Here is a 23,916-nt window from a genome sequence, read left to right as displayed (position 1 = left end):
ATGAGATATGAAGACGTATTGTTATAAGTTTGAGGACATTATTCTAACAAAATGTTCAAACGTATACTGACCCTCCTCGTTGGGGTCCATCTCGCAGGGGCCGCGGTAGCCCAGCAGTTTCTGCCGCCTATCGACCGGTTTTCGAGCAGCAAGCCGGGCTATCTGATTACCAAATCGGGCGAGCGGGTCGAATTCACGCTGGAAGACCTTGACCGGAAAAAAGGACTCATCGTCCGGGTAGAGGGCAAAACCACCGACGGAAAGAAATTCAAGTACGAAGCCGACGAAATTGCGGAGCTGGGGCTGGCCCCGTCCGATTTTTCAAAGCTGAACTCACTGGCCGAAAGTACCCGCTCCATCGACAAAATGCAGCGGAACAAAGTAGGCGAATCGATGCGGGACCTGGTTGTTTTTTATCAGGAACAGCTCGACGACCCCAAACGCACGGTGCTGGTGCAGCTGATCAATCCGGGCTTTGATTCCAGAATCCGGGTGTACCACGATCCGTTTGCGATGGAAACGATGGGCGTCGGCGTGGCCGGAATCCAGGTCACGGGCGGGCACGACATGTCGTATTACGTCAAAGCGGATGGCAAGGTCTTCCGCCTTAAGAAAAAACATTACGACGACCGCTTCCGCGACCTTTTTGGCTCGTGCCCGGCGCTGATGACAAAATACAAGAGTTTCGTCTGGCGCGATCTGGTAGACCACGTTTACTTTTTCGACCAGCAGTGCGGCGAAGTTTCGGCCCGCTGATTCGTTTCCTCTTTCGGCAAAAAGCGGTGTCTGATGGATCAGACACCGCTTTTTGCTTTACCGGCGGCTCAGGACGTTTCCGCCGGTCATTTCCTTCAACAGGTCAAAAAAGGCCTTTTTGCGCGGCGAACTGATCTGCCAGTTGACCGGCACGGACTGGTACCCGTCGTTGTACCCTTCGTCTTTCATCCGGAAATCGAAAAAGCCCCAGGAAACGTAGGATTTCGTGGCGGCCACAAAATTGTTGAGCGGTTTGTCGAAATCGAAATGGTCATCCTCGTTGATGACGATGGGCATGGGCCGGTAACCGGGCACGGCGCGGGTTTCGGCGATGAAGGCCGTGATGCGGTTGGGGTCTTTGATGCTGTTGCCGTGCAGCAGAATGTAGTCGGACTCCCGGACCACGTTTTCCTGCGGCACCGTGTTTCCGCCGTAGCTCGTGCTGACCAGCAGGCGGCGGCCGTTTTTCCGGCTCCGTTCGTGCACCCGGCGGATCAGCTCATGCACCCGCTCGGGTTGCAGAATCGGGTGGTCGTAGCGGATGTTGCACTCATTGGTGATCTCGACCATGACGTGGCGGTAGCCCTGCCGGTGAATCCAGTCCGTAGCCAGGTCGGTCGCCCGGACGACGGCGGCTTCGTCTTTCAGCCGCTCGTCCTGCCCGAAGTAGAAATAGCCCAGGATGACCACCATGCCCAGTTCGTCGGCGCGGTCCAGGATGCGTTTGAGGCGGGCCATGTAGTCGGGGCGGAGGGAGCCGTCGGCTTCAATGGCCGAATTGTGCCAGGGCTGCGCTTTCGAGTAGCCCTGCGGACTGCCGCCCTGAAGATTGATGGTAAAAGCCAGCATGCCGTGTTCTTTCCAGGCGGGCATAGCGGCGATAAACTCGCGGGTGTTGCGCTCGGGGTCCCAGGTTTTGGTATCGGGGTAAGCCCACTGGCTGCGGGTTTCGGGGTTCTGATCGTCGAAAATGCCCTGCACCATCCGGGAGTTGGGCAGCAGCCCTTCGAGCCGGTTGCCGTTCCACTGGCGGCCTTTGAGCGTGGGTTGCCCGTTGATATAAAATTTTTCTCCGACGATGGAGACGGTTGTGGAGCGGCGGGCTACCGGGGCCGTGTACGAAAACAGCGACAGGCTGAGAAAGAGGAAGAGGAGTCGTGGGAGCATAACAGAAGCTTTTGGCAAAAAGACGCTGCGGGAGGCTCCTTTACTGCGTTGGAGTAGGATTTATCCGACAAAAAATAACACAGACAATGACCGCTTTTCTCGCTTTTAGGGTAAATCTTCTGCAAATTTGCTTTTACGTTTACAGAGCAGTTCATTCCAATTTCAACCATTTCCATGCAATCTTCCGAAAAACCTACGAACCCATCCCGGCGTCAGTTTCTCCAAACCGGTGCGCTGGCGGCCAGTGGCTTCCTCATTGTGCCGCGTCATGTGCTGGGCAAAGGCTACATTGCCCCGAGTGACAAACTGAACATTGCAAGCATCGGCATTGGCGGTAAAGGGTCCAGTGACGTAACCAATGCCTTCAACAATGGCGCAAACAACATGGTGGCGCTTTGCGACATCGACTGGAACCGGGGCAAGGCCATTTTCGACAAGCATCCGAATGCGAAGAAATACAAAGACTTCCGGGAGATGCTCGATAAGGAAGCGAAAAATATCGACGCCGTGACGATCTCGACTCCGGACCACACGCACGCGGTGGCCGCCATGGCCGCCATGCAGCTCGGCAAGCACGTGTACGTCCAGAAGCCGGTAGCCCACGATATCTACGAAACCCGCATGCTGACCGAGGCCGCCCGCCGTTACAAAGTCGTGACGCAGATGGGCAACCAGGGGGCTTCCAACCCGGCCCAGGTGCAGATGCAGAAATGGTTCAACGACGGCCTCATCGGCAAAGTCCACACGGTGAACATCTGGACCAACCGCCCCGTATGGCCGCAGGGCATTCCCGTTCCGCAGGCGACGGGTACCGCCCCCGACCATATCGACTGGGACCTGTGGATTGGTCCGGCCTCCAAGGTCGGCTACACGCCCGCCTACCACCCGTTCAAGTGGCGCGGCTGGTGGAACTTCGGCACCGGCGCGCTCGGCGACATGGGCTGCCACCTGATCGACCCCGCCTTCCGCGTGCTCGGCCTGGGCTACCCGACGGAAGTTGAAGCCAGCATCGGTTCGGTCTTCCTGAAAGACTGGACGCCGGAGTACATTCCGGAAGGCTGCCCGCCGTCTTCGCACGTGCAGCTGAAATTCCCGGCTTCGTCCAAAAACAAATCGGAGGTGACCATGACGTGGGACGATGGCGGTATCCGTCCGTTCCGTCCCGAAGGAGTACCGGCTGACGCCGAACTCAGCGAACCCGACAACGCCAACGGCGTCTACCTGATCGGCACGAAAGGCGTGATGATGTGCGGCACCTACGGCAACAATCCGAAGGTCTTCCTGCCCAACGGCAAGGTTCTGAGCTTTACCCCGCCCCAGCAGACCCCGCCCGAATGGGGCCACCAGATTTCCTGGACGGAAGCCTGCAAGGCCGGGTTCAACAGCAAGGAGCACAAAGGCCTGACCTCGTCGTTCGACTACGCCGGCCCGCTGACCGAAACGGTACTGATGGGTAACCTCGCCATCCGCAGCTACATGCTCCGCGAAGCGAGCGCCGACGGCAAGAGCTTCAAGTTCAACGGCCGTAAAAAACTCCTGTGGGACGGCCAGAGCATGAAGATCACCAACTTCGACGGCGCCAACCAGTTCGTCAAACGCGAATATCGCGAAGGCTGGAAACTTCCCGCCTAAAAGAGTTAAAAATTAAAAGTTAAGAGTTAAAAGTAGGGCTCCGCTGAAACAGAAACCTGAATCAGCGGAGCCCTACTTTTAACTCTTAACTTTTAATTTTTAACTCCCTAAACGGATCGTCCGCGGATGAGGCGGAGGACGACGGCGATGATGGCGATGACGAGCAGAACGTGAATCAGGTTTCCTAAACCGAAGCTGTTAAAACCCAGAAAGCCAAGTAACCAAACGATGATCAGAATCACCGCGATGGTATAGAGAAGATTTCCCATAATAAGAAAGAATTGGTGTTTAGTGTATACGTACATCTTTGTTGGGAAAATAATGTGCCAATTAGTCAAGGGGTTAGGCTATGGTCCAAAACCCGGGTTTTGGCGCCGTGAAGCGGGAAATCCGGGTAAAAAGTTTTACCGTCACTGTGGAGTCTTCTACCCGTTTTCCCACAACAAAAAAGGCCCGTCACATCGAACTGTGACGGGCCTTTTTTGTGGGGTGATGACTAGCGGACAAACAGCAGCTGGCCGATCTGGCGCAGGCGGTTGAACGAGAAATAAGCCCAGACAAGCAGCATGTAAATCGAAAACTGCTGATACCCGACCGGCAGGATGAGGTTGCCGATAAACTGACGGGTGCTCACAAAATCGAGCGTGGGTGTAAAGCCGAGGATGTTCTCCACGCCCAGCGCCAGCGTGATTCCGAGGGCGTAAAAAACCCAGTTCGGCCGCACAAAAAGCAGCAGGGTCGAAAAACCCGTGGCGGCAAAACCTAGATAGTGGGGGAGGGTAAGCGCCAGGTTGGCTGTGTGGGCAACATAGACACTGTACAACTGGGTAAGAGCAAGAATAACGATGATGGCCACGTAGCCGTAAAATTCTCTTTTCTTCGCGCGTTCCATACGTTCGGATGTGGTTCGTTAAGTGTTAGTGGTTATACAAAAATAGAAAAATAACATTCCGGACGGATTAAATTGACTTTAAAATATATCGGAAAAGTGGACTTTTTGGAGGTGTTTATTTTTCGGCTACAATTAGCCCCGCCGCCGTATCTTTGCGCACCTTAGATTTGCCTTCACTATGAATACTGCTGAATTGATTGCCCAACTGGTGGCCGACAACGACCTGCATAGCCGCTGGCTGAACACGCTCTCGATGATGGAAAATACCGGTGCCCGCAAGATTGCCGCCGCCGAAGATAAGGTGCGGGTGGACCTGCTGATGCTGAAGCATGCTGCCGAGGAAGCCCGCCACGCCTATTACCTCAAAAAACAGATTCTGAAACTGGACGAAGCCGCCTGCCCGACCTACGAACCCGCTTACCTGCTGGCCCCGGTGGAAAGCCACGCCTACCTCAACCGGCTGGACGTTCAGGTGTGTCGCTACCTGAAAAAGGCGATGAAGCTGTCCGGGACCGAACTGAAATACGCCGCTTACCTGCTGGTGACCTACGCCATCGAAGTACGCGCCGACGAACTGTACCCGATCTACCAGGACGCCCTGAACGCCGCCGGGAGCCGCGTACAGGTAAAATCCATCATTGTAGAGGAGGAAGGGCATCTGGCCGAAATGCTGCGGCAAATGGAAACTTACTTCGGCGACTGGCAGGTTCACGCCGACCGGGCGGTAGCTATCGAAAAAGACCTGTTTGCCGAGTGGATGAACAACGTAAGCAAAACCGTTCAACCGGAATCAATGGCCGCATGAAAACGCATGACAACAAAATGGTCGTAACCATCGTTGGAATCGGGCTGCTGGGCGGCTCGTTTGCGCTGGCCGTGCGGGAGAAATACCCGAAAATCAGCTTTCTGGGCGTCGATGCGTCGGTGGTACACGGGCAACTGGCGCTGGCCAAGGGCATCGTGGACGAAATCCGGCCGCTGGACGAAGCCGTTGCCGACAGCGATCTGGTGGTGCTGGCCACGCCCGTGAACACGATGCTGGACCTGCTGCCGAAGGTGCTGGACCTGCTGCCGGAAGGCGCTACGGTCGTGGACCTGGGCTCGACGAAAGAAGAGCTTTGCCGGGTGGCGGACGCCCATCCCAAGCGGGCGCAGTTTGTCGCGGCTCATCCGATGGCCGGTACGGAGAACTCCGGTCCGGGCGCGGCTTTCCGGGATTTGCTGCCGGGCAAGAACCTCATCATCTGCGACCGCGAAAAGAGCCATCCCGACAGTTTCAAACTGGTGGAGGCGCTGTTTCGGGATATCGGCATGAAAATCTTCTACATGTCGCCGCAGGAACACGACCTGCACCTGGCGTACGTCTCGCACCTGAGCCACGTCAGCGCCTTTGCTCTGGGCCTTACCGTGCTGGAAAAGGAAAAAGACGAGCAGGCGATCTTCGACATGGCGAGCACGGGTTTCAGTTCGACGGTTCGTCTGGCGAAAAGCTCGCCCCAGATGTGGGCCCCGATTTTTCACCAGAACCGGGCCAACGTGTCGCAGGCGCTCGGCGATTTCATCATTTTTCTCCAGCGGTTCAAGGAAGTCATTGACGACGAGGACATTCAGACTTCGTTCGACTTCATGATGCGGGCCAACGAAATCCGGCGGGTGCTGGATGGGATCGAGAAGCGGTGAACTTACCGCGCTAAACGTTCTAAGCAGGGGCCGTCGATTCGACGGCCCCTGCGTCGTTTCAGGAGCCTGACGAGATGCCAGCCGTTTCATACCTGACAAAAATCAAGAATTAGTATTTGTTGCTTCATGTCGGGAGGCGGGATGCTCGGTGCATCTTTACGCCGACCGACAACGGTTTGATTCCCAAATCCGGTCAAGGGTTGCTTCAGCGCTGTTTTTTCCGGAAGAACCCGCGTTTTTTCTGCTTCATGAATAAAAATAGGGCGATCAATGGCCGGTCTTTTTCCTTTGCGTCTGCATTCCGATAAGTTTATGAAACGGTTTCTGATTTTACTTCTGCTGCTAACGACCGGGTCTGCCTATGCCCAGACCGTACTGACCTCGGTTCAGGAGGCGGTGGCGCTGGCCAGCCAGAAGGCCCCGGACCTGACCATCGCCCGCCAGAACCGGGCAGTTCAGGATTTGCAGCGGGTCTCCAGCCGCGCGGCGCTGCTGCCGACGGCCCGGGCCTTTACCAACCTGGATTACAACTACGCGCTGCCCATCCAGCTGATTCCGGCGGAGTTTCTCGGCGGCAGTCCCGGCGAGTTCCGCCGCATTCAGTTTGGGGTTCCTTACAACCTTCAGGCGGGCTTGGAAGTGACGGCCCCGCTGCTGAACAAACCGGCCCGGGTAGACCAGAGCCTGACGGAGCAGAATCTGCAACTGATCGACCTGCAAAATCTGGTGCTGCAGGACGACATTGCCACCCAGACCGCCCGCTTCTACCACGCCGCCCTGCTGACCCGCGCCGCCATCGAACTTGCCCGCCGCAACGTGGCCAGCACCGATACCATCGTGACCATCGCCCGCGGGCGTCTGGATAAGGGCCTCATTGAACCGCTCGAATACAACCGGCTGCTGTCGGTGCAGCTGGCGCAGCTGGATGTGGTGGCGCAGAATGAACTGAACTTTCAGCGGAATGTCAACCAATTGAAGTTTTTGCTGGGGCTTTCGCTGGAAGACTCGCTGGTCCTGGCCCAGCGGGCTACCGACTGGGCGGCCGACGACGTCAGCCCGGCCGAACTCAACGAGCGCCCGGGGGTGACGCTTCGCCGCGCTCAACTGGACTATTACCGCCTGCAACTGGACCGCGAACGGGCGCTGCGGCTGCCGACGCTTGCGGTGTACGGCCGTTTTTCCGAACAGGCCCAGCGGCGGGAGTTCAATTTTTTTGACTTCAATGAGCCGTGGTTTTCCATTGGCGTGGTCGGCTTACAGTTCAACGTGCCGATCTACAGCGGAGGGGCGCGAAAAGCGGGCATGACCCGCGCCCGCCTGCGGATTCAGCAGGCGGAAACGGAGCTGGCGGTGGAACGGAACCGAATGGCGGTGGACAATGCCGATGTTCGCAACAGCTACAACCAGGCCGTTCGCTCGCTGGACCTGAACCGCCGTCAGTTTGATCTGAGCGAACAGAATACGCGCATTGCCCTGATTAAGTACCGCGCAGGCGTTTATGCGTATGACCAGTACCTGAATGTGTTTAACGAAGCCCTGAGCGCCCAGAACCGGTATCTGACGACGTTATCGAATGTACTGGTCAACCGGACGATTTTGCAGATTCGGAGTTCCCTCCCTGTCAGCGGTCGCAGACCCTGACAGGGGCCGGGCGGGAAGAACAGTCATCGCCGCCGTGGCTGGTTTGGGCGGGGAAGAGGAAGTCAGGGTGGTTAATTTGGGTTTAAAACCGCTGAAAGGGTATCTAAGATGAATTTTTAGCCCCTGTCAGGGCCTGCGGCCACTGACAGGGCGATTTTAAGAAATAACGCTTGTATTCATGAAACCTAGTCATCTCGTTATACTGCTGGCGCTGGCGGCCTGTCAGAAGGGGCCGGAAGGCCAGAAACCGGCCGTGAAGGAGCTTACCGAAGCGGTGTACGCCTCCGGCAGAATTTATCCCCGGAACGAATACAAAATCGTCGCTAATGCGGAAGGCGTGCTGCTGAAGCGACTGGTCAGCGAAGGGGATTCGGTGGGGCGAAACCAGCTGCTGTTTGTGCTGGAAAGCGTCGCGCAGGATGCCCGCCAACAGGCCGCCGAAACTGTGTACCGGCAAACCGAAGCCAATCTGGGCGGCGATTCGCCGGTGCTGGCCGAACTGGAGGCGCAGGTCCGCTCGGTCCGTACCCGACTGGAGAACGATTCGACCAACTACGTCCGCTTCCGCGACCTGTACGAACAGAACGCCACATCCAAAGCCGAACTCGAACGGGCGCAGCTGGCCTACCAGACCACCCGCAACGATTATCAGGCCCGCCGGGCGGCTTTGCAGCGCACCCGTCGCCAGTTGAATGTGGATCTGCAGAATGCCCGTTCGCAGTACGTCGTCAGTCGTCAGGACGACCGGAACACCCGCCTGACCAGCTTTGAGGCGGGCCGGGTGTACGAGGTGTACAAACAGCCGGGCGACTTTGTGCGGCGGAACGACCAACTGGCGCTGGTGGGCAGCGGCGGCAAGGTGTATGCCCAACTGGCGGTGGACGAAAGCGATTTTGGAAAAATCCGCCCGGGGCAGGAGGTGCTGATCAAAGCGGATGTGTACCTCAACAAAACGTTCAAAGCCCGGGTGACGAAAATTTACCCGAAACTGAACCGGACCGACCAGTCGTTCCGCGTCGATGCCGAGTTTGAAGGTGCCCAGCCGGATAATTATTACGGCCTGACCGTCGAAGCCAACATCGTGACCCAGCCCACCCGCCGCGTCCTGACGATTCCGAAAGCTTATGTGGTTGGTACGGACAGCGTCTGGGTGGAAGAGAAGGGCGAAAAAAGGAAAATCCGCTTCTCCAAAGGCGCCGAAAATTTTGAACTTGTGGAAGTAAAGGGTGGCCTGACCGAAACCTCGGTCGTATTACCGGCGAACTGATATGGACTTTCGACTAACCTCCCAGATTGCCCGGACGCACCTGCTGGCCCGAAAGCGCCAGACGCTGGTGGCGATGCTGGGCGTGACCTTCGGGATTGCGATGTTCATTACGATGATCTCGTTCATGCAGGGAGTCAACCAGTTTCTGGAAGACTCGGCGCTGGATGCCAGCCCGCACGTCCGGATGTACAACGAAGTAAACACCCAGCGCCCGACCCTGCTGGATGAACTGCGTCCCGGCGACGGGCAGTTCAACGTCGTGTACCACCAGAAGCCCAAAGACCAGTCGGCGAAGCTCAAGAACGGCCTGCTGATCGCCCGGCGGATTGAAGCGGACCCGCAGGTGCTGGGCGTTTCGCCGCAGGTCAGCACGCAGGTTTTCTACAACAACGGTCCGATTCAGATTTCGGGCACCGTGGCGGGAGTGGACATCGAGCGGGAAGACCGGCTGTACGACCTCAAACCCCGCCTCAAGTCCGGCAGCCTCACCGCGCTGCAAACCAATCCCAACGGCCTCATCATGGGCAGCGTCCTGGCCCGGAAGCTGAACGTCCGGGCGGGCGACAAGGTGAGCGTAACAACCCCGACGGGCGGGACACTGATTCTGCGCGTGGTCGGAACGTTCAGTTTCGGAATCGGCACCGTCGATAACATCAAAAGCTACGCCAGCATCGCCACCGTTCAGGAGATGCTCGGCAAAGACAAAAGCTACATCACCGACGTGCACGTCAAGATGAAAGACCCGCTGGAGGCGCTGACTTACAGCCGGCAGCTGCACCGGTTGTACGGGTACTACACCGAAGACTGGGCGACGGCCAACACGGCCATTCTGGCGGGCGAAAAAATCCGGAACGTGATGACATTTGTGGTTTCGCTGACCTTGCTCGTGGTGGCCGGGTTCGGGATTTATAACATCATGAACATGAACGTCATCAACAAGATCAAGGACATCGCGATTCTGAAAGCCACGGGTTTTCAGGGAAGTGATATTGTCGGCATCTTTCTGCTGCAGGCGATCATCATCGGACTCATGGGTGGGGTGCTGGGCCTGCTGATTGGCTTCGGACTGAGTTATCTGCTGTCCATCACGCCGTTCGATGCCGGGGATTTTATGAGCCTGAAGACGTTCCCAGTCCTGTTTGATCCGAAATACTACGTCATGGGGCTGGTGTTCGGCGTGACGACCACCGTGCTGGCGGGCTATTTTCCGTCCAAAAAAGCGTCGGCTGTCGATCCGGTGGCGATTCTGCGGGGGTAATTGTCATGAACTTTGATTTACGGTGATTATAATGATTCACTATGACTAGTCTGGACGGAAGAATACAGAATGCCTGAGCGGAGTGACCGGCTCCTCCTGTAAATCAATCAAATCAGTATAAATCCCAGTTCAAGACGATATGACTCCGGTATTAAAGGCTTCCGGCCTCACCAAATATTTCTACGACCCCGAAAAGTTTCAGGTGCTGAAGAACGTTTCGTTTGAAGCGCAGAAAGGGGAGTTTCTGACCATTGTGGGCAAGTCGGGCTGCGGCAAATCGACGCTGCTGTACCTGCTTTCGACCATGGACACGGAGTACGAAGGCACGCTCGAAATCGGCGGTGATCCGCTGACGGGCCGCTCGCAGGATTACCTGTCGCGGTTCCGCAACGAGCACCTCGGTTTTGTCTTCCAGTTTCATTTCCTGCTGCCCGAATTTACGGCTTTGCAGAACGTGATGCTGCCGGGGCTGAAGCTGGGCCGGTACTCGCGGCAGGAGGTGGAGCACCGGGCGTACGAGAAACTGCGACGGATCGGACTTGGCGATTTTGCGCAGAAACCTTCGGGAAAGCTCTCGGGCGGACAGCAGCAGCGGGTGGCCATCGCGCGGGCGCTCATCAACGACCCGACCATCGTGATGGGCGACGAACCAACCGGCAACCTCGACAAGACCAACACGCAGATTGTATTCGATATTTTCCGCGAAATTGCAAAAGAGAATCACCAGACCATCATCGCCGTGACTCACGACCCGGACTTTGCGGCGGGCAGCGACCGGGTGATTGAAATGAGCGACGGAGAAATCATCAGCACCCACGCCGCCGGGCAATATGTGCCGTCCGGCCATTCGAGTTAAGCATGAAAGCGTTCTGGACCCTTCGCAACAAGATTTTTCTGGCGGTCTTTCTGACCTTCTCCTTCGGGCTGGTGATCGTCCGCGAAGTGGCCCTGCCGGAGGTAGACTGGGGCTGGCACCTCCTTGATTTCACGGCCACCACCGGCATGATCCTGGTCGGATGGGGCGTGACGGAAGTTATTCATCGCACCCTGAACCGGTGGCTGCCACTGGAAAAACACCTTTGGTGGCGGCTGTTTATTCAGATTTCTGTCAGTAAAGTGTTTGCGACGATTCTGTTCGGACTCGGCAATCTGATTGTGTTGCCCCTTCTTCCGGGCATTGAGGCCCATCTGACCCGTCCGACGCTGGTGCTGCTGGTCCTGGTGGTTCTGTTTGCCATTTTTCTGATCAATGCCGCCCTGATTGCCGAGCACTTCCTGATCCGCTGGAAAGAGGATGCCGTGCGGGCCGCCCGGCTGGAGCAGGAAAAGGCGCAGGTGCAGTTTGATAACCTCAAAAACCAGCTGAATCCGCATTTTCTGTTCAACAGCCTGTCGTCCCTCGACGGGCTGATTCATGAAAATCCGGAGCTGGCTTCGCAGTTTCTGCGGCAGTTGTCCAAGGTGTTCCGGTACGTGCTGCAACACAAGGACAAAGACCTCGTCAGCCTCAGTACGGAACTGGACTTTGTCAAAAACTACATTTTTCTGCTGAAAACCCGCTTCAACGGGTCGCTCCAGATTGAGGTGAACATCACGGATGAAGACGCCGACAAACAGATTGTTCCGCTCACGATTCAGAGTCTGGTGGAGAATGCGCTCAAACACAACACCGCCAATGCCGCCCATCCGCTGCATATTCGGGTGTATACGGCCGATCACCATCTGACGGTTGAAAATGGCCTCCAGCAGAAGCAGAACGTGGAAACCTCTAACCAGCAGGGCCTGAAAAATCTGAAAGCACTCTACCAATTTCTGACAAGGGAACCGATCCGGGTCGGGGAACGGGAAGGCAAATTCGTTGTGTCCGTGCCACTGGTCAACGGAAAAGCCCTGCCCGACGGCACGCCTTGAAACGGACCTTTCAGGAGGTTGTTTTCGGGTTAGCGTTCTTGTCTGAAAATAATTTTTAACTTTTCCTCTAAAAAATTGACATCCCTATGACCCAGGCGCATAACGCCAGCCAACTGCTGGACATCACCGTTCGTGAATTGAGCAACGACCCCCGGCATCTGCTGCCGATGGCAAACAGTTTCATCGACCAGTGGGTCCGCGCCCTGGGGGCCGGGCATCTGCTGGAAGACAACATTGCCGACGAACTGGAACAGTTGAAACACGCATTGGCGGAAGGTCGCCCGGCGGCCATCGGCGAGTCGGCGCATTCCCTGGCCAAACTGGCCCGTCAGGGTGCCGAAGAAACCGACGACGAATCCCTCAAAACACGCCTCCACGAACTGTCCAGCGCCCTGGAAAGCGTCGCCACCCTGACCGGACGGAAGTCAGTTAAGAGTTAAGAGTTAAAAGTTAAGAGTTAAAAGTAGGCTCCGCTCATTCAGGTCCTGGCTCAGCGAAGCCTACTTTTAACTCTTAATTCTTAACTCTTAACTAATTTCCCTCATCCTGGCTACCTGTTCGCGGGTTTGGCGGAGTTCGCTCAGGTGGTGGGTCAGCGTATCGCGGATGTAGGCGGGGAGGTGTTCCTGCTTGAGGACTTCTTCGTACTCCGCGATGGCGGCGTCTTCGCCGAAGACACAGGAATCAAGAATGGCGTTGCGGTCTTTTCCCGTAAAAAAGGCCTTGATATCAATCCAGGCGCGGTGCCAGTTGCTGCCCGAGCTGGTTTCGGAGGTGTCGGGAACGGTGCCGTGCGAGCGGACAATGACGTCGGCCAGGTCCGAGCGGAACCGGCGGCTCAGGGAGGTGAGGTTGCGGAAGAGGTCGGCCAGCTGCGGGTCTTCAATGTCATGGGCAGCCCGCTCGTAGCCCTGGATGCGGTCGTTGTTAATCAGGACGAGGTCACTCAGGACGTCGTTAATGTCTTCGTTGGACATATCCGTTTTCAGTTGTCTGTTTTCGGTTTTCTGTTGCTGCGCGAAAGTAAGCTGCCTGCTTCAGTCAAGCAACGGAAAACCGAAAACAGACAACCGGCAACGATTAGTGCCGCAGGCTCGCCATCTGGTCGTGCGAAGCACGCAGTTTGGAAAGATGACTTTCCAGCAGCGTTTTGATGTGCGCGGGCAGATCTTCATCGTCCAGTGCGTCTTCGTAGGCCTCTACGGCGGCGTTTTCGCCAAACTCGACGGAGCTGAGGATCGTATCCCGGTTTTTGCCCGTCACTGCGGCTTTGATGTCGATCCAGGCACGGTGTACTTTGCTCGACAGGTCGGTAGACGTCGTTTCGTCCACAGCCGAACCGTCGAGGCGGACAATATGGTCAGCGAGTTCGCTCCGAAACTGCTGGCTCTGCACCATCATGTGACGGAACAGGTCGTTGAGCTGGGCGTCTTCGTTGTCTTCAATGGACTTTTTAAAGCCCTGAATGCGGTCGTTGTTGATGCGGACCAGGTCGTTGAGGGTCTCAACGAGTTCTTCGTTATCCATAGTGTTGAGTTGATTGGGTTAACAAATAAAAAACTGGTGTGGGCGGGGATTGTTTTTGCTTTTTATTTTTCTGAGTAAGTGCACGGATTATGACCATTCTGCTAATAGAAGATGAACCGCTGGTGGCCCGGATTCTGGAGCGGCAGGTGCGGAGCCTGGAACCGACCGCCCAACTGCAGGGGCCGCTCGAAAGCGTGCAGGCGGCCCTGACCTGGTTTCGCCAGCTTCGGGAAAGCGGGACCCCCGAGCCGGATCTGATTCTCTCCGACATTCAGCTGTCCGACGGCGTGAGTTTTGACATTTACCGCGAAGTGAACCCGCAGTGCCCCATCATCTTCACGACGGCCTACGACGAGTACGCTATCCGGGCTTTCAAGCTCAACAGCATCGACTACCTGCTCAAACCCATCGATCAGGAGGAACTGGAAGCGGCTTTTGCAAAATTTCACCAATGGCGGCAGGGCGGGTTATCCGTCGATTTCCGAAACCAGCTGAGCCACCTGCTGGCCGATCTGCAACCGGCCCGGGGCCAGCAGCGCGCCTACAAACGGCGGTTTACGGCGCATTACCTGAGGCAGATTGTTCCGGTTGCGGAGGAGCATGTCGCCTGTTTCTGCCGCGACGAACTTATTTACCTGCACACCAGCGACGGCCGCAAACTGGTCACCGATTACCACTCCCTCGACGAACTGGAAGACCTGGCCGACCCGACGCATTTTTTCCGGGCCAACCGGCAGAATCTGGTCAACGTAGAAGCCATCGCCGGCTACCAGTCGCACCATACCGGAAAGCTGATTCTTTCGCTCAAGAAGCCCGTCAGCCTCGACGTGACCGTCAGCAAGGAAAAAGCCGCCCAGTTTCGGGAGTGGTTTGAGGGAGGAAGCTTTTGAATAATGAACCGCCGCGGTTCATTATTCATTCGTTGCTCTTTATCACCGTAACCTTCACCATGTCGATTCGGGTTTCGTTCATGGATTCGATGGTGAAGACGAAGGGATGGAGTTCGATGACTTCGCCCACGTCGGGAAGTTCTTCGTGCAGGGAGATCAAAAGGCCGCCGAGGGTATCGTAATCGCCCTCCGGGATTTCCCAGCCGTACGTTTCGTTCAGGTATTCGATCTCGTGCCGGGCGCTTAGCAGCCAGGTGTTCTCGTCCAGCTGCCGCTCGGCCCAGTCTTCGTTCGTGTCGTATTCATCCTGAATTTCCCCGAAGATCTGCTCGACCAGATCCTCCACCGTTACCAGGCCCGAGGTTCCGCCGAATTCATCGACCACGAGGGCGATGTTTCGCCGTTCGCGCTGGAATTTTTCGAGCAGGTCGCTGGCGGGCATGCTTTCGGGCACGACCCGGATGGGCATCAGAATCGCCTCGATGGAGTCCGGTTTTTTGAACAGCGACAGGGCGTGGCAATAGCCGATTACGTCATCGATGTTGTCCCGGTAGACGAGAATCTTCGAGTGTCCGCTTTCCTGAAACGCCTTTTCGAGTTCCGCCATCGTGTCATCGACGCAGACAGCCGTAATCTCGGTACGCGGAATCATGCAGTCGCGCACGGTGGCCGAGCTGAATTCAATGGCGTTGTTCAGGATTTCGGTGTCGATGTCGATTTCGTCTTCGTTGTTCTCCACCGCTTTCTGGTTGATTTCCTCCAGATAATGGTTCAGGTCGGTAAGGCCGAAGACGGGCCGGATTTCGGAATAATTACTTCGCAGGACGACCCGGTTAAACGCCTTGGTCAGGCCCACCATCAGCCGCACGACGGGCGCAATGACCTGATAAATGATCCAGATCGGAATTGCCAGCCATTCCAGAAAGGCATCCGGATGAATCAGCGCCAGACTTTTGGGCAGGTAATCGGCTATCGGGAGAAAAAGAATCGTCAGGATCAGTGTTTCAATCGCAATCAGGACGAGCGGGTCCGTGAAGGTGGGGGGCAGGTAGTCGGCCAGGAGCGGATTCAGCGCCGTAAAGCCAAGAACCCCGTAAAGCACCAGAAAAAGCGTATTGCCCGTGAGGGTCGTTCCGACAAACAGAATCGGCTGTTTCAGGAAGCGGGAAACCAGTTTCTCGCCCAGCGGACCCTGTTTGCTGTGCAGCTCGAAATAAAGCCGGTTAACGGACAGATAAGCCGTTTCGACGGCGGAAAAAAAACCGGCAAGCACCAGAGCCAGCAGTGCGCCGATCAGTATACTAAATGATTCCATAGGCCAGGTTACCGCTTCCGCTTCTTACCCGGTTTGGGGGCGGTCGACGGCTTGTCGCGCAGCGGAACGGCGGGTTGATCGCCGGCTTTTTGTTTCCGCTGGTAACGAACATACTGAAAGCCCAGCAGAAATGCCAGACACAGCATGATTAACCAATAATGGTCGCCAAAGTTTCCGGTCCGGCGAAACTCCATGATCCACAGGATGAAACAGCCAATGGACATGGAAACAAGGATGGTTTCTTTCAGTCTTGTCATCGATTGGAAGTTGGTCGGTAAGTTGTAAGTCTCAAAGTCGCAAGTGGCTCCGCCGTTTCTCAATCCGGTGGGGTCCCTTACGACTTTGAGACTTACGACTTACTGACTTTTTTTAAGCTTTTCCCTGATTTCGCAGCTGCGTAAATTCCCGGTAGCGGCGGACGGTCGACATGGAGAAGCCGACCACCAGCACCAGCGTTCCGAGCCAGAGCAGGTTGATGAGCGGCTTTTCCATCGCCTTCATGACGATGTAATCCCGCTGCGTGGTGTTGGTCTGAAAGGTGAATTGTCCCGTACGCGGGTCGATTTCGTTCAGCTGAATGCGCAGCCCGAGTTCCTGACTGGTTTCGGGAATCCGACCCACCATCCGGTCTTTGATGACAAAGGCGGGGGACAGCGTGTACTCCCGGTCCTTGTCCAGCACCCGGATGTTTGCCTTAATGGCCGCATCGGTAGGGCCCAGGTCCGTGCCGTCAACCTGCGTCGTCCGGACCACGTTGTCCAGAATGGCGACGTAGTCGTTGACAAAGAAGGTATCCTTCATCATCACCGAATGCGTTTCCGGCTGGCTCCAGGACCCTTCGCTTTCCGGGTCCGGGATGGAGGAGACGTAGGTGTACAGGTCGCGGTTCACGTCGCGCTTGATGTCCGGCGACGAGAGCAGCCCCATCTTCTGGTTAACCTGCGAACGCGGATACAGCGTGAAGATTTTGCCGTCCGGCTGCCGGTATTCCACTTCGAAGTAGGTGTTCTCGGGATACAACGCCAGCGTATCGCCTTTTTTGTAATAGACCTTGCCGTCCTTTTCGATGTCGCGCAGGGCTACGCCGTGAAAATCGCCTTCGATGACTTCCACCCAGTCTTTGGGCAGGTAACCCGGCACTTCGCGCGCTTCGATGCGCTGGCCTTTGTAGGTCAGCAGGTATCCGCTCATCTGCTGCGGCTGGTTGTACCACAGGATGACGTTTTCCTTGTTTTCCTTGTTATCGTTTTTCGTGAAATCTTCCGACCGCGAAATCAGCAGCCCGGTGCCGTTGATGGACACCACCCGGGAGAAACCGGACGAAAACAGCACGCCGATGAGCATCATCGCCACGCCGATATGCGAGACGGCCCCGCCCGACAGCTTGTAATTGCCCCTAACCACGCCCCAGAGAATGCTGCCGTTGGCAACGATGGCAAACACCGCCGCCGTCAGCAGGACCATGTACGACGGATTGGTCAGTTTGCCGGAAATAATCAGGGCCGCACTGAAACCGAGGGTAATCAGCAGCGGCGTCATCAGGCTGCTGAACGTTGCCTGGTCTTTGATTTTGCGCCACCAGACGTACTGTCCGATGCCGGTCAATACCGCTACCGCCGCAAAAAACCAGATCTGGAATTTGTTGTAGTGCCCTACCTGATCGGCGGGCAGCGCCAGGTTGGATACAATGCCGAACTGCTCCAGCACCGCGTTGTAAACCGGAATGGACGTCGTGGCAATGACCTGAAAACCCGCCAGCGTCAGCACAACGGCACCGAGGAACATCCAGAACTCCCGCGAGTAGGTCGATGCTTCCTGCTCATCTTTCGGCAGCGTTTTCCAGCGCACAACCAGCAGGCCCACTGACATGAACAGGAACGCCAGCAGATACAGCAGCAACTGCCCCGAAAGGCCCAGATCCGTAAAGGAGTGGACCGAAGCGTTGCCCAGAATACCACTCCGGGTGACGAAGGTCGAATACAGAATCAGCAGGAACGTCGTGATGTTCAGAATCAGCGCGGCTTTGAGGCCGGTCGAATTCTTCCGTCCGATCAGCATCATGTGAATCGCCGCCACCAGCGTCAGCCAGGGCACAAAGACCGAGTTTTCGACGGGGTCCCAGTTCCAGTAGCCGCCGAAGTTGAGGGTTTCGTACGCCCAGTAGCCGCCCATCAGAATACCGACGCCCAGCACGACCGCCGAGAACAGCGCCCACGGCAGGGCAGGCCGCATCCAGTCGATCGGGTCTTTCCGCCACAGGCCCGCCATAGCGTAGGCAAACGGCACGAGCGTCGTGGCGTAGCCTAGAAACAGCGTCGGCGGGTGAATCACCATCCAGTAGTTCTGGAGCAGAGGATTGAGGCCGTTGCCGTCTTTCGGAATAAAATTTGGGTCGGTCGCAAAAATCGGCGTGTCCGGCAGAGCTTCCCGCAGCAGCAGGAACGGCGAACTGCCGAGCTTGTATTTCTCGAAGAACACCACGCCCAGAATCATGGACGCCAGAAAAGCCTGCACGAGGCCAAAGACCGTCATGACGGGGGCTTCCCATTTGCGGTTGGTATTGATCAACACAATCGCCAGCAGGGCGTCCCAGAAAAGCCACAGCAGAAAACTGCCCTCCTGGCCTTCCCAGAAGCTGGAAATCATGAAGTGCGTCGGCAGCGCCCGCGAAGAGTGGCTCCAGGCGTAATGGTATTCGAAATAATGGTTGTAAACGATGTAGAACAGGCTGGCCACCACACCCGTCACGGCGACGGCATGCAGGTAAAACGAGCCACGGGCCAGCCGACGCCATTGTGCCAGCGGGCCCTGATCAAGAGAGGGATGGTCGGTTGCGGCCAGGGACACGTTCAGGTATGCCACCGTCGCCACGAGCGCCGTGACGAAGGAAAGAATAACGAAAAAGTGACCGAGGTTACCGACGAAGGTATGTATCATGGATTACAGTTGGGCAGTTTTAGCTTCGTGCTCCGTAGTTTCGAGCTTTCCGTCATTGTACTTCGACGGGCATTTCAGCAGAATTTTGTCAGCCTGAAAATGGTCGCCTTTCATCGAGCCGATAACCACAATCTGCTCCGAACGGTCGAAGTCCTGCGGTTTGGGGGCGTTGTAGATAACCCGTTTGACCCGGTTGTCGTTGTCTACCAGCGTAAAGACAAAATGGTTGGGGTCCAGAGCCGGCTGGTACTCCATGCCTTCAATCCGTCCGGATGCGTCTTTCTTCAGTTTGCCGACAACGTGCACGGCATCCGATTCACCATCTTTTGCCAGCGATTCGGCTTGGGTAAAGTTCACGTACGTGCTGGCGTCGCCGGCCGTCGAAACGATGATCGTAATGGCCGCAGCGATGACCAGAAGGGCGATGATGTGTATCTTTTTCATGGTTTGACAAAAGGGAATTTAGACAAGGGACAAAAGACTTCGGCCGCGCGACCTCAGGGTTTGGGTCACCTGTCCTGCGTCTGAGGTCGGTATGGCTTATTTATTTTTGATTTCCTTTTCCAGTTTACTGATTTTGCTGTCCAGCCGGGTGAGGTAAAAGATGATGCCGAAGAAGGTTGCGGCGATGACGGCCACCACAACCCATATTTTGCCGTCGGCGCGCAGGCGGTCGGCCATCTCGACGTCGGCAGAAGCACCCTGGGCAAATACCGTCAGGGACGACAGCAGCAGTGCAAAAAAGACAACAAGTGTACGGAACATAAGAATGGGTCGACTAAGAGTATAACAAAAGCGGGCGGACAATCATTCCGCCGTCGTCCGGGCATTTTGCCGCGAGTCCAGCACGTCTTCCAGCATTTCGTCCAGCCGGCGCACCCGGACCCGCAACTGGGTGATCCACACGCCCAGCAGCGTCCAGCCGATCACGGCCGGGTAGAACACCTGCCGCATCTGGTTGTCCATGTCATACTGACCGAAGGCCGGGTTACCGCCGTTGCCGGGGTGCAGCGAATCGGTCAGACGCGGAAGCACAAAAATGAGCGGAATGAAAACCGCAAACGTGAAGATGTTGTAAATCGCCGAAATCCGGGCCCGCCGCTGTTCGTCGTCAAACGAGTTGCGCAGGATCAGATACGCGAAATACATCAGCATAGCCACCGCAACGGCGTTGGTCTTGGGGTCGTTGGGCCAGGGAGTGCCCCAGGTGTAATTGGCCCAGATCGACCCCGTGGCGCAGCCCAGAATACCGAACACAATGGCCGTATTGGCAAATTCAACGGCCACCAGATCATCGGCAAACCGGCCGTTCCGCAGGTATCGCACCGAGTAAATCATCGAAGTAAGCATCAGGATAATCATTCCGAACCAGAGCGGTACGTGGAAGTACACGTTGCGAATGCTTTCGTTCAGAATCGGTTGCCGGGGAACATTGCCCAGCAGGCCCACCAGAATGACGTAGGTCAGAATGACGACGGTCAGTAATTTCCACCAGTTCTTTTTCATGTATCGACGGGCTTCAGCCCGTTGTTTTGTATCCGCGGGCTGATGCCCGTTTTATTTCTTCTGGCAACGGGCTGAAGCCCATTGATACTCCCTAACGGGTTTTAAGCCGTTGGTACACCTAGCTCCGCCACAAAAACGGAAACAGCATCCACGAAACCGCCAGCACGATGGCATCAATCGCCAGCAAGGTCAGGATTTCGTCGGTACTTACGCTACGGTCAAGGCCGTCAAGTGCATTTTTTGACACCCGAATCAGCATAAGCAACAGAGGAAGCACCACCGGAAAGCTCAGCACGGCCATCAGCGTCGCGCTGTTTTCGGCTTTGGAGGCAATACCGGCAATCAGGGTCAGCGTGGCGGCAAAGCCCAGCGCCCCGAGCAGCAGGTTGGCCACAAACAGGAGCAGGTCCTGCACCGGATTGCCCAGTACAAAGGCGTACACGATAAAACCCAGCGCCGCCAGACCGAGCATCAGCACCGTATTGTACAGGATTTTCGAGACAATAATCTGCTGGGGACTCGCCAGGGTATAGTAGTACAGCAACCGTCCGGCCCGTTCCTGCACAAAGCTTTTAGCAATGGCGTTGATGGCCGTAAACAGCAGAATAATCCAAAACAACGCGTTCCAGACCATCGGCGTGAGCTGGTTGCGGCGCATACTAAAACACAGGTAGCAGACAAACACCGTACTGACAATGTACAGCAGAATCCCGTTCAGGGCGTAGCGTTGCCGCCACTCCAGCCGGAACTCCTTCTCCATCAAAACTCCAATCTGTTTCAGCATGCTGCACTGCCGTTGGCCATAACCGGACGAACTGACGCCCGCTGCGGCCCGCGTTATCTTAATTATTTCACAAAATTACGACACAAACCCCAGTTCCGGTTGATGCGGTCCGGCTTTTTTGGTGACAAAAATCATTTAGCTGGTCTAAATAAGGTTATTGGCCTTCTGTGCATGCCAAACTACTTTTGTCGTTATCAAACGGACCGTCCAGCCCGGTTGTTTTTTTCGCCGCTTTTATTGGAAAAGCGAACTGCGGTCCGTAAACTTGCGTTATTTTTATTGAATCTAAATAAGCGGCACCGCGCAATGAGCAACCGTAGCGTAGCAGACCTGAAAATTGGGGAAAAGGCAGTCATTAAAGCGTTTAGTGACCAGTGGATGTCGCTGAAACTGCTGGAAATGGGCTGTCTGCCCGGTGCGGAAGTTTGCCTGCACTGCAAAGCTCCCCTTGGCGACCCCATTTGTCTGAACGTGTCCGGCTACTGCCTCTCGATGCGGAAATCGGAAGCTGCGACGATTCTGGTTGAGTAAGTGTGGTTGGGCAGGGCCCTGTATGTCAGGAAAAGTTTGTAACGACTTCTGACCCTGCCTGACGGTAGCCGACATTCCTGACGATCGAATTGAAATCAAATCCTGTCATAGCGCTTATCGGCAACCCGAACGCCGGGAAATCGTCGTTGTTCAACCACCTGACCGGCCTCCGGCAGAAAGTGGGCAACTTCCCGGGGGTCACCGTCGATAAAAAATCGGGCACGGTAGCCCTCAGCGGTGCCGTCACCGCGACGGTCGTTGACCTGCCGGGGGTCTACAGCATCTACCCCAAATCGGCCGACGAGCGGATCGTAACCGACATTCTGGCCAACCCCGCTCATCCGGATTATCCCGACGTGGCGGTCGTGGTGGCCGACGCTTCCAACCTCCACCGAAATTTACTGCTTTTCACGCAGGTGGCCGACCTGGGTGTTCCCGTCATTCTGGCGCTGAACATGCTCGACGTGGCCCGGCAGCACCACCAGGAAGTCAACGCCGTGACGCTGGCTATGCGGCTGGGGGTTGCCGTGGTGAAAATCAACGCCCGCGTTGGCGAGGGGCTGGATCTGCTCAAAAATGCCGTTTTGCAGCAACTGGCTCAGCCCGAACCGGTCGCTGCTCTTTTTTACGACCCCGCCGAAGATCTCAACGGCCTGCTGACCGACGTTAAAAGCCAGTACAAACTTGCCAACAATTACCTGGCGCTCCAGTACATCATCCAGCACGACGGATTTTCGTTTCTTGACGTTCCGCAGCGGCAGGGACTCGACAAACTGATCGAAAAGCACAGCTTTGCCGAACAGCCCTTTCAGGCCCACGAAACCATCGAACGCTACAAACGCATTCGCCACGTAGTGAAAGATGCGGTCGTTGACCGCCGTCCGCTGGACCAGCCGACCTGGAGCCAGAAGCTCGATCGTTTTCTGCTGCATCCAATTTGGGGGTATGTGCTTTTTGGAAGTATCATGTTCCTCATCTTTCAGGCCGTCTTCGCCTGGGCGTCGATTCCGATGGACGCCATCGACGGGGGCATGGCCGCCCTGAACGAATGGCTGCACGAAACCCTTCCGGCAGGCCCGCTGACCGACCTGCTGACCGACGGCATTCTGGCGGGTATCGGCGGGGTCCTGGTCTTTGCCCCGCAGATCGCGTTCCTGTTTCTGCTGGTGGCTATTCTGGAAGAATCCGGATACATGTCCAGGGTGATGGTGCTGATGGACCGCATCATGCGCAAATTCGGTCTGAACGGGCGAAGTGTCGTCCCGCTGATTTCGGGCGTTGCCTGCGCCGTTCCGGCCATTATGGCAACCCGGGCCATCGGTTCCTGGCGCGAACGACTGATTACCATTCTGGTGACGCCTCTGATGAGTTGCTCGGCCCGCCTGCCAATTTACACCATTCTGGTGGCGCTGGTGGTGCCGGAAGAAACGATTCTGGGCCTGTTCAATCTGCAGGGACTGGTGTTGATGGGCCTGTATCTGCTGGGGCTGGGTTCGGCCCTGGTGGCGGCGTACGTGTTCAAGAAAATCATCAAAGCCCGGGAGCGGAGCCTGTTTGTCATGGAACTGCCGACCTACAAGATGCCCCGCTGGAACCACGTCGGCCTGACGGTCTGGGAAAGCGTCCGGTCATTCATCTGGGAAGCCGGGCGGATCATCGTCGCCATATCGATCATCCTCTGGGTACTGGCTTCCTACGGACCCGGCGACAGCCTGGAACAGGCAGAAAAAGAGGTGCGTCAGAATCTGACGGGCCAGCAGGCGGAGGTCATTGATAACCAGGTAGCGGCTGCCCGGCTCGAAGCCTCGTACGCCGGCCGGTTCGGACACCTGATCGAGCCAGCCATCCGGCCTTTGGGGTATGATTGGAAAATTGGCATTGCGCTGTTGTCCTCGTTTGCGGCCCGCGAAGTATTCGTCGGAACGATTGTGACCATTTACAGCATTGGGGGGGGCGACGGCGACGAAAACAATGCCACCATCAAGGAAAAACTCCGCAACGAAAAGAACCCCGACACGGGCGGGGCTATGTACACCCCGGCACTGGCCTTTTCGCTGCTAATCTTCTACGTGTTTGCCATGATGTGCATGAGCACCCTGGCGACGGTTTACCGGGAAACGAAAAGCTGGAAATGGCCGGCCGTGCAACTGGTTTACATGTCGGCACTGGCCTATCTGTCCGCTTTTCTGGTCTACCAGCTGTTGAAGTAAAAAAGAGGAAGG

The 23,916-nt window shown here is 56.4% G+C and carries 25 protein-coding genes; 13 read left to right on the top strand and 12 right to left on the bottom strand.

Annotated elements, in window-relative coordinates:
* Positions 1 to 51: 51 nt before the first annotated feature.
* Positions 52 to 756 carry a hypothetical protein gene (locus tag ORG26_RS03745; protein ID WP_266367187.1) on the top strand — a complete coding sequence of 235 codons (705 nt, stop codon included), beginning with the start codon at positions 52 to 54 and terminating at the stop codon, positions 754 to 756.
* 57 nt (positions 757 to 813) lie between these two features.
* On the opposite strand, the gene ORG26_RS03740 is transcribed toward ORG26_RS03745, so the two are convergent.
* Positions 814 to 1,923 carry a hypothetical protein gene (locus tag ORG26_RS03740; RefSeq protein WP_266367186.1) on the bottom strand — a complete coding sequence of 370 codons (1,110 nt, stop codon included), beginning with the start codon at positions 1,921 to 1,923 and terminating at the stop codon, positions 814 to 816.
* Between the two features lie 174 nt (positions 1,924 to 2,097).
* Between ORG26_RS03740 and ORG26_RS03735 the strand changes: the two genes are divergently transcribed.
* Positions 2,098 to 3,555: a Gfo/Idh/MocA family protein gene (locus tag ORG26_RS03735; RefSeq protein ID WP_266367185.1), complete on the top strand. Its 1,458-nt coding sequence runs from the start codon at positions 2,098 to 2,100 to the stop codon at positions 3,553 to 3,555.
* A gap of 107 nt (positions 3,556 to 3,662) precedes the next feature.
* Here ORG26_RS03735 and ORG26_RS03730 read toward each other — a convergent pair whose 3' ends face one another.
* Positions 3,663 to 3,824 (bottom strand): lmo0937 family membrane protein, encoded by a 162-nt coding sequence (locus ORG26_RS03730; protein WP_266367184.1) that lies wholly within the window; start codon positions 3,822 to 3,824, stop codon positions 3,663 to 3,665.
* Positions 3,825 to 4,051: 227 nt separating this feature from the next.
* Positions 4,052 to 4,447, bottom strand: a complete 396-nt coding sequence (locus ORG26_RS03725; RefSeq protein WP_266367183.1) for a hypothetical protein — start codon at positions 4,445 to 4,447, stop codon at positions 4,052 to 4,054.
* A gap of 178 nt (positions 4,448 to 4,625) precedes the next feature.
* Between ORG26_RS03725 and ORG26_RS03720 the strand changes: the two genes are divergently transcribed.
* From ORG26_RS03720 to ORG26_RS03685, 8 genes are all read left to right on the top strand, one after another.
* Entirely contained in the window at positions 4,626 to 5,252 is a 627-nt protein-coding gene (locus ORG26_RS03720) for a hypothetical protein (protein ID WP_266367182.1), read from the top strand.
* A 17-nt stretch (positions 5,253 to 5,269) separates the two neighbouring features.
* The gene (locus ORG26_RS03715) at positions 5,270 to 6,127 is read left to right on the top strand and encodes a prephenate dehydrogenase (RefSeq protein ID WP_266369308.1); all 858 of its coding nucleotides are present in this window, start codon (positions 5,270 to 5,272) and stop codon (positions 6,125 to 6,127) included.
* 312 nt (positions 6,128 to 6,439) lie between these two features.
* Positions 6,440 to 7,768, top strand: a complete 1,329-nt coding sequence (locus ORG26_RS03710; protein WP_266367181.1) for a TolC family protein — start codon at positions 6,440 to 6,442, stop codon at positions 7,766 to 7,768.
* Between the two features lie 178 nt (positions 7,769 to 7,946).
* Positions 7,947 to 9,035: an efflux RND transporter periplasmic adaptor subunit gene (locus ORG26_RS03705; protein WP_266367180.1), complete on the top strand. Its 1,089-nt coding sequence runs from the start codon at positions 7,947 to 7,949 to the stop codon at positions 9,033 to 9,035.
* A 1-nt stretch (position 9,036) separates the two neighbouring features.
* The gene (locus ORG26_RS03700; RefSeq protein WP_266367179.1) at positions 9,037 to 10,293 is read left to right on the top strand and encodes an ABC transporter permease; all 1,257 of its coding nucleotides are present in this window, start codon (positions 9,037 to 9,039) and stop codon (positions 10,291 to 10,293) included.
* 139 nt (positions 10,294 to 10,432) lie between these two features.
* Positions 10,433 to 11,149 carry an ABC transporter ATP-binding protein gene (locus ORG26_RS03695; protein ID WP_266367178.1) on the top strand — a complete coding sequence of 239 codons (717 nt, stop codon included), beginning with the start codon at positions 10,433 to 10,435 and terminating at the stop codon, positions 11,147 to 11,149.
* Positions 11,150 to 11,151: 2 nt separating this feature from the next.
* Positions 11,152 to 12,204 carry a sensor histidine kinase gene (locus ORG26_RS03690; protein WP_266367177.1) on the top strand — a complete coding sequence of 351 codons (1,053 nt, stop codon included), beginning with the start codon at positions 11,152 to 11,154 and terminating at the stop codon, positions 12,202 to 12,204.
* Positions 12,205 to 12,290: 86 nt separating this feature from the next.
* Entirely contained in the window at positions 12,291 to 12,644 is a 354-nt protein-coding gene (locus ORG26_RS03685; RefSeq protein ID WP_266367176.1) for a hypothetical protein, read from the top strand.
* Positions 12,645 to 12,731: 87 nt separating this feature from the next.
* On the opposite strand, the gene ORG26_RS03680 is transcribed toward ORG26_RS03685, so the two are convergent.
* Positions 12,732 to 13,181, bottom strand: a complete 450-nt coding sequence (locus ORG26_RS03680) for a ferritin-like domain-containing protein (RefSeq protein ID WP_266367175.1) — start codon at positions 13,179 to 13,181, stop codon at positions 12,732 to 12,734.
* A gap of 103 nt (positions 13,182 to 13,284) precedes the next feature.
* Positions 13,285 to 13,731: a ferritin-like domain-containing protein gene (locus ORG26_RS03675; RefSeq protein WP_266367174.1), complete on the bottom strand. Its 447-nt coding sequence runs from the start codon at positions 13,729 to 13,731 to the stop codon at positions 13,285 to 13,287.
* An 89-nt stretch (positions 13,732 to 13,820) separates the two neighbouring features.
* Here ORG26_RS03675 and ORG26_RS03670 point away from each other — a divergent pair, with 89 nt between their 5' ends.
* On the top strand, positions 13,821 to 14,621 hold the full coding sequence (locus tag ORG26_RS03670; RefSeq protein WP_266367173.1) for a LytR/AlgR family response regulator transcription factor: 801 nt from the start codon (positions 13,821 to 13,823) through the stop codon (positions 14,619 to 14,621).
* A gap of 25 nt (positions 14,622 to 14,646) precedes the next feature.
* Here ORG26_RS03670 and ORG26_RS03665 read toward each other — a convergent pair whose 3' ends face one another.
* The 7 genes from ORG26_RS03665 to ORG26_RS03635 all read right to left on the bottom strand — a co-directional run bounded on the left by ORG26_RS03665 (position 14,647) and on the right by ORG26_RS03635 (position 21,163).
* On the bottom strand, positions 14,647 to 15,936 hold the full coding sequence (locus tag ORG26_RS03665; RefSeq protein ID WP_266367172.1) for a hemolysin family protein: 1,290 nt from the start codon (positions 15,934 to 15,936) through the stop codon (positions 14,647 to 14,649).
* An 8-nt stretch (positions 15,937 to 15,944) separates the two neighbouring features.
* The gene (locus ORG26_RS03660; RefSeq protein WP_266367171.1) at positions 15,945 to 16,193 is read right to left on the bottom strand and encodes a hypothetical protein; all 249 of its coding nucleotides are present in this window, start codon (positions 16,191 to 16,193) and stop codon (positions 15,945 to 15,947) included.
* 112 nt (positions 16,194 to 16,305) lie between these two features.
* Positions 16,306 to 18,873, bottom strand: a complete 2,568-nt coding sequence (gene ccsA, locus ORG26_RS03655; protein ID WP_266367170.1) for a cytochrome c biogenesis protein CcsA — start codon at positions 18,871 to 18,873, stop codon at positions 16,306 to 16,308.
* A 3-nt stretch (positions 18,874 to 18,876) separates the two neighbouring features.
* Positions 18,877 to 19,317 carry a cytochrome c maturation protein CcmE domain-containing protein gene (locus tag ORG26_RS03650; protein WP_266367169.1) on the bottom strand — a complete coding sequence of 147 codons (441 nt, stop codon included), beginning with the start codon at positions 19,315 to 19,317 and terminating at the stop codon, positions 18,877 to 18,879.
* Positions 19,318 to 19,413: 96 nt separating this feature from the next.
* On the bottom strand, positions 19,414 to 19,638 hold the full coding sequence (locus ORG26_RS03645; protein ID WP_266367168.1) for a CcmD family protein: 225 nt from the start codon (positions 19,636 to 19,638) through the stop codon (positions 19,414 to 19,416).
* A gap of 42 nt (positions 19,639 to 19,680) precedes the next feature.
* A complete protein-coding gene (gene ccsA / locus ORG26_RS03640) occupies positions 19,681 to 20,379 on the bottom strand; it encodes a cytochrome c biogenesis protein CcsA (protein WP_266367167.1) in 699 nt (232 codons plus the stop codon).
* Positions 20,380 to 20,497: 118 nt separating this feature from the next.
* Positions 20,498 to 21,163: a heme exporter protein CcmB gene (locus ORG26_RS03635; protein WP_266367166.1), complete on the bottom strand. Its 666-nt coding sequence runs from the start codon at positions 21,161 to 21,163 to the stop codon at positions 20,498 to 20,500.
* 306 nt (positions 21,164 to 21,469) lie between these two features.
* On the opposite strand from ORG26_RS03635, the gene ORG26_RS03630 reads away from it, so the two are divergent.
* Both ORG26_RS03630 and feoB read left to right on the top strand, forming a co-directional pair.
* Positions 21,470 to 21,694: a FeoA family protein gene (locus ORG26_RS03630; RefSeq protein WP_266367165.1), complete on the top strand. Its 225-nt coding sequence runs from the start codon at positions 21,470 to 21,472 to the stop codon at positions 21,692 to 21,694.
* A gap of 89 nt (positions 21,695 to 21,783) precedes the next feature.
* Positions 21,784 to 23,904 carry a ferrous iron transport protein B gene (gene feoB, locus ORG26_RS03625; protein ID WP_266367164.1) on the top strand — a complete coding sequence of 707 codons (2,121 nt, stop codon included), beginning with the start codon at positions 21,784 to 21,786 and terminating at the stop codon, positions 23,902 to 23,904.
* The last annotated feature ends 12 nt before the right edge of the window (positions 23,905 to 23,916 follow it).

Source organism: Tellurirhabdus rosea, from assembly GCF_026278345.1.
In the GTDB taxonomy this organism is placed as follows: Bacteria; Bacteroidota; Bacteroidia; order Cytophagales; family Spirosomataceae; genus Tellurirhabdus; species Tellurirhabdus rosea.
Note: the sequence above shows the minus strand (reverse complement) of the source record. Positions and strands in the feature narration are given on the sequence as shown.

What these genes read in the sequence shown, in the direction of transcription:
- ORG26_RS03745 (WP_266367187.1), top strand. Translation starts at nt 52, where the DNA reads ATGTTCAAACGTATACTGACCCTCCTCGTTGGGGTCCATCTCGCAGGG.
- ORG26_RS03740 (WP_266367186.1), bottom strand. Translation starts at nt 1,923, where the DNA reads ATGCTCCCACGACTCCTCTTCCTCTTTCTCAGCCTGTCGCTGTTTTCG.
- ORG26_RS03735 (WP_266367185.1), top strand. Translation starts at nt 2,098, where the DNA reads ATGCAATCTTCCGAAAAACCTACGAACCCATCCCGGCGTCAGTTTCTC.
- ORG26_RS03730 (WP_266367184.1), bottom strand. Translation starts at nt 3,824, where the DNA reads ATGGGAAATCTTCTCTATACCATCGCGGTGATTCTGATCATCGTTTGG.
- ORG26_RS03725 (WP_266367183.1), bottom strand. Translation starts at nt 4,447, where the DNA reads ATGGAACGCGCGAAGAAAAGAGAATTTTACGGCTACGTGGCCATCATC.
- ORG26_RS03720 (WP_266367182.1), top strand. Translation starts at nt 4,626, where the DNA reads ATGAATACTGCTGAATTGATTGCCCAACTGGTGGCCGACAACGACCTG.
- ORG26_RS03715 (WP_266369308.1), top strand. Translation starts at nt 5,270, where the DNA reads ATGGTCGTAACCATCGTTGGAATCGGGCTGCTGGGCGGCTCGTTTGCG.
- ORG26_RS03710 (WP_266367181.1), top strand. Translation starts at nt 6,440, where the DNA reads ATGAAACGGTTTCTGATTTTACTTCTGCTGCTAACGACCGGGTCTGCC.
- ORG26_RS03705 (WP_266367180.1), top strand. Translation starts at nt 7,947, where the DNA reads ATGAAACCTAGTCATCTCGTTATACTGCTGGCGCTGGCGGCCTGTCAG.
- ORG26_RS03700 (WP_266367179.1), top strand. Translation starts at nt 9,037, where the DNA reads ATGGACTTTCGACTAACCTCCCAGATTGCCCGGACGCACCTGCTGGCC.
- ORG26_RS03695 (WP_266367178.1), top strand. Translation starts at nt 10,433, where the DNA reads ATGACTCCGGTATTAAAGGCTTCCGGCCTCACCAAATATTTCTACGAC.
- ORG26_RS03690 (WP_266367177.1), top strand. Translation starts at nt 11,152, where the DNA reads ATGAAAGCGTTCTGGACCCTTCGCAACAAGATTTTTCTGGCGGTCTTT.
- ORG26_RS03685 (WP_266367176.1), top strand. Translation starts at nt 12,291, where the DNA reads ATGACCCAGGCGCATAACGCCAGCCAACTGCTGGACATCACCGTTCGT.
- ORG26_RS03680 (WP_266367175.1), bottom strand. Translation starts at nt 13,181, where the DNA reads ATGTCCAACGAAGACATTAACGACGTCCTGAGTGACCTCGTCCTGATT.
- ORG26_RS03675 (WP_266367174.1), bottom strand. Translation starts at nt 13,731, where the DNA reads ATGGATAACGAAGAACTCGTTGAGACCCTCAACGACCTGGTCCGCATC.
- ORG26_RS03670 (WP_266367173.1), top strand. Translation starts at nt 13,821, where the DNA reads ATGACCATTCTGCTAATAGAAGATGAACCGCTGGTGGCCCGGATTCTG.
- ORG26_RS03665 (WP_266367172.1), bottom strand. Translation starts at nt 15,936, where the DNA reads ATGGAATCATTTAGTATACTGATCGGCGCACTGCTGGCTCTGGTGCTT.
- ORG26_RS03660 (WP_266367171.1), bottom strand. Translation starts at nt 16,193, where the DNA reads ATGACAAGACTGAAAGAAACCATCCTTGTTTCCATGTCCATTGGCTGT.
- ccsA (WP_266367170.1), bottom strand. Translation starts at nt 18,873, where the DNA reads ATGATACATACCTTCGTCGGTAACCTCGGTCACTTTTTCGTTATTCTT.
- ORG26_RS03650 (WP_266367169.1), bottom strand. Translation starts at nt 19,317, where the DNA reads ATGAAAAAGATACACATCATCGCCCTTCTGGTCATCGCTGCGGCCATT.
- ORG26_RS03645 (WP_266367168.1), bottom strand. Translation starts at nt 19,638, where the DNA reads ATGTTCCGTACACTTGTTGTCTTTTTTGCACTGCTGCTGTCGTCCCTG.
- ccsA (WP_266367167.1), bottom strand. Translation starts at nt 20,379, where the DNA reads ATGAAAAAGAACTGGTGGAAATTACTGACCGTCGTCATTCTGACCTAC.
- ORG26_RS03635 (WP_266367166.1), bottom strand. Translation starts at nt 21,163, where the DNA reads ATGCTGAAACAGATTGGAGTTTTGATGGAGAAGGAGTTCCGGCTGGAG.
- ORG26_RS03630 (WP_266367165.1), top strand. Translation starts at nt 21,470, where the DNA reads ATGAGCAACCGTAGCGTAGCAGACCTGAAAATTGGGGAAAAGGCAGTC.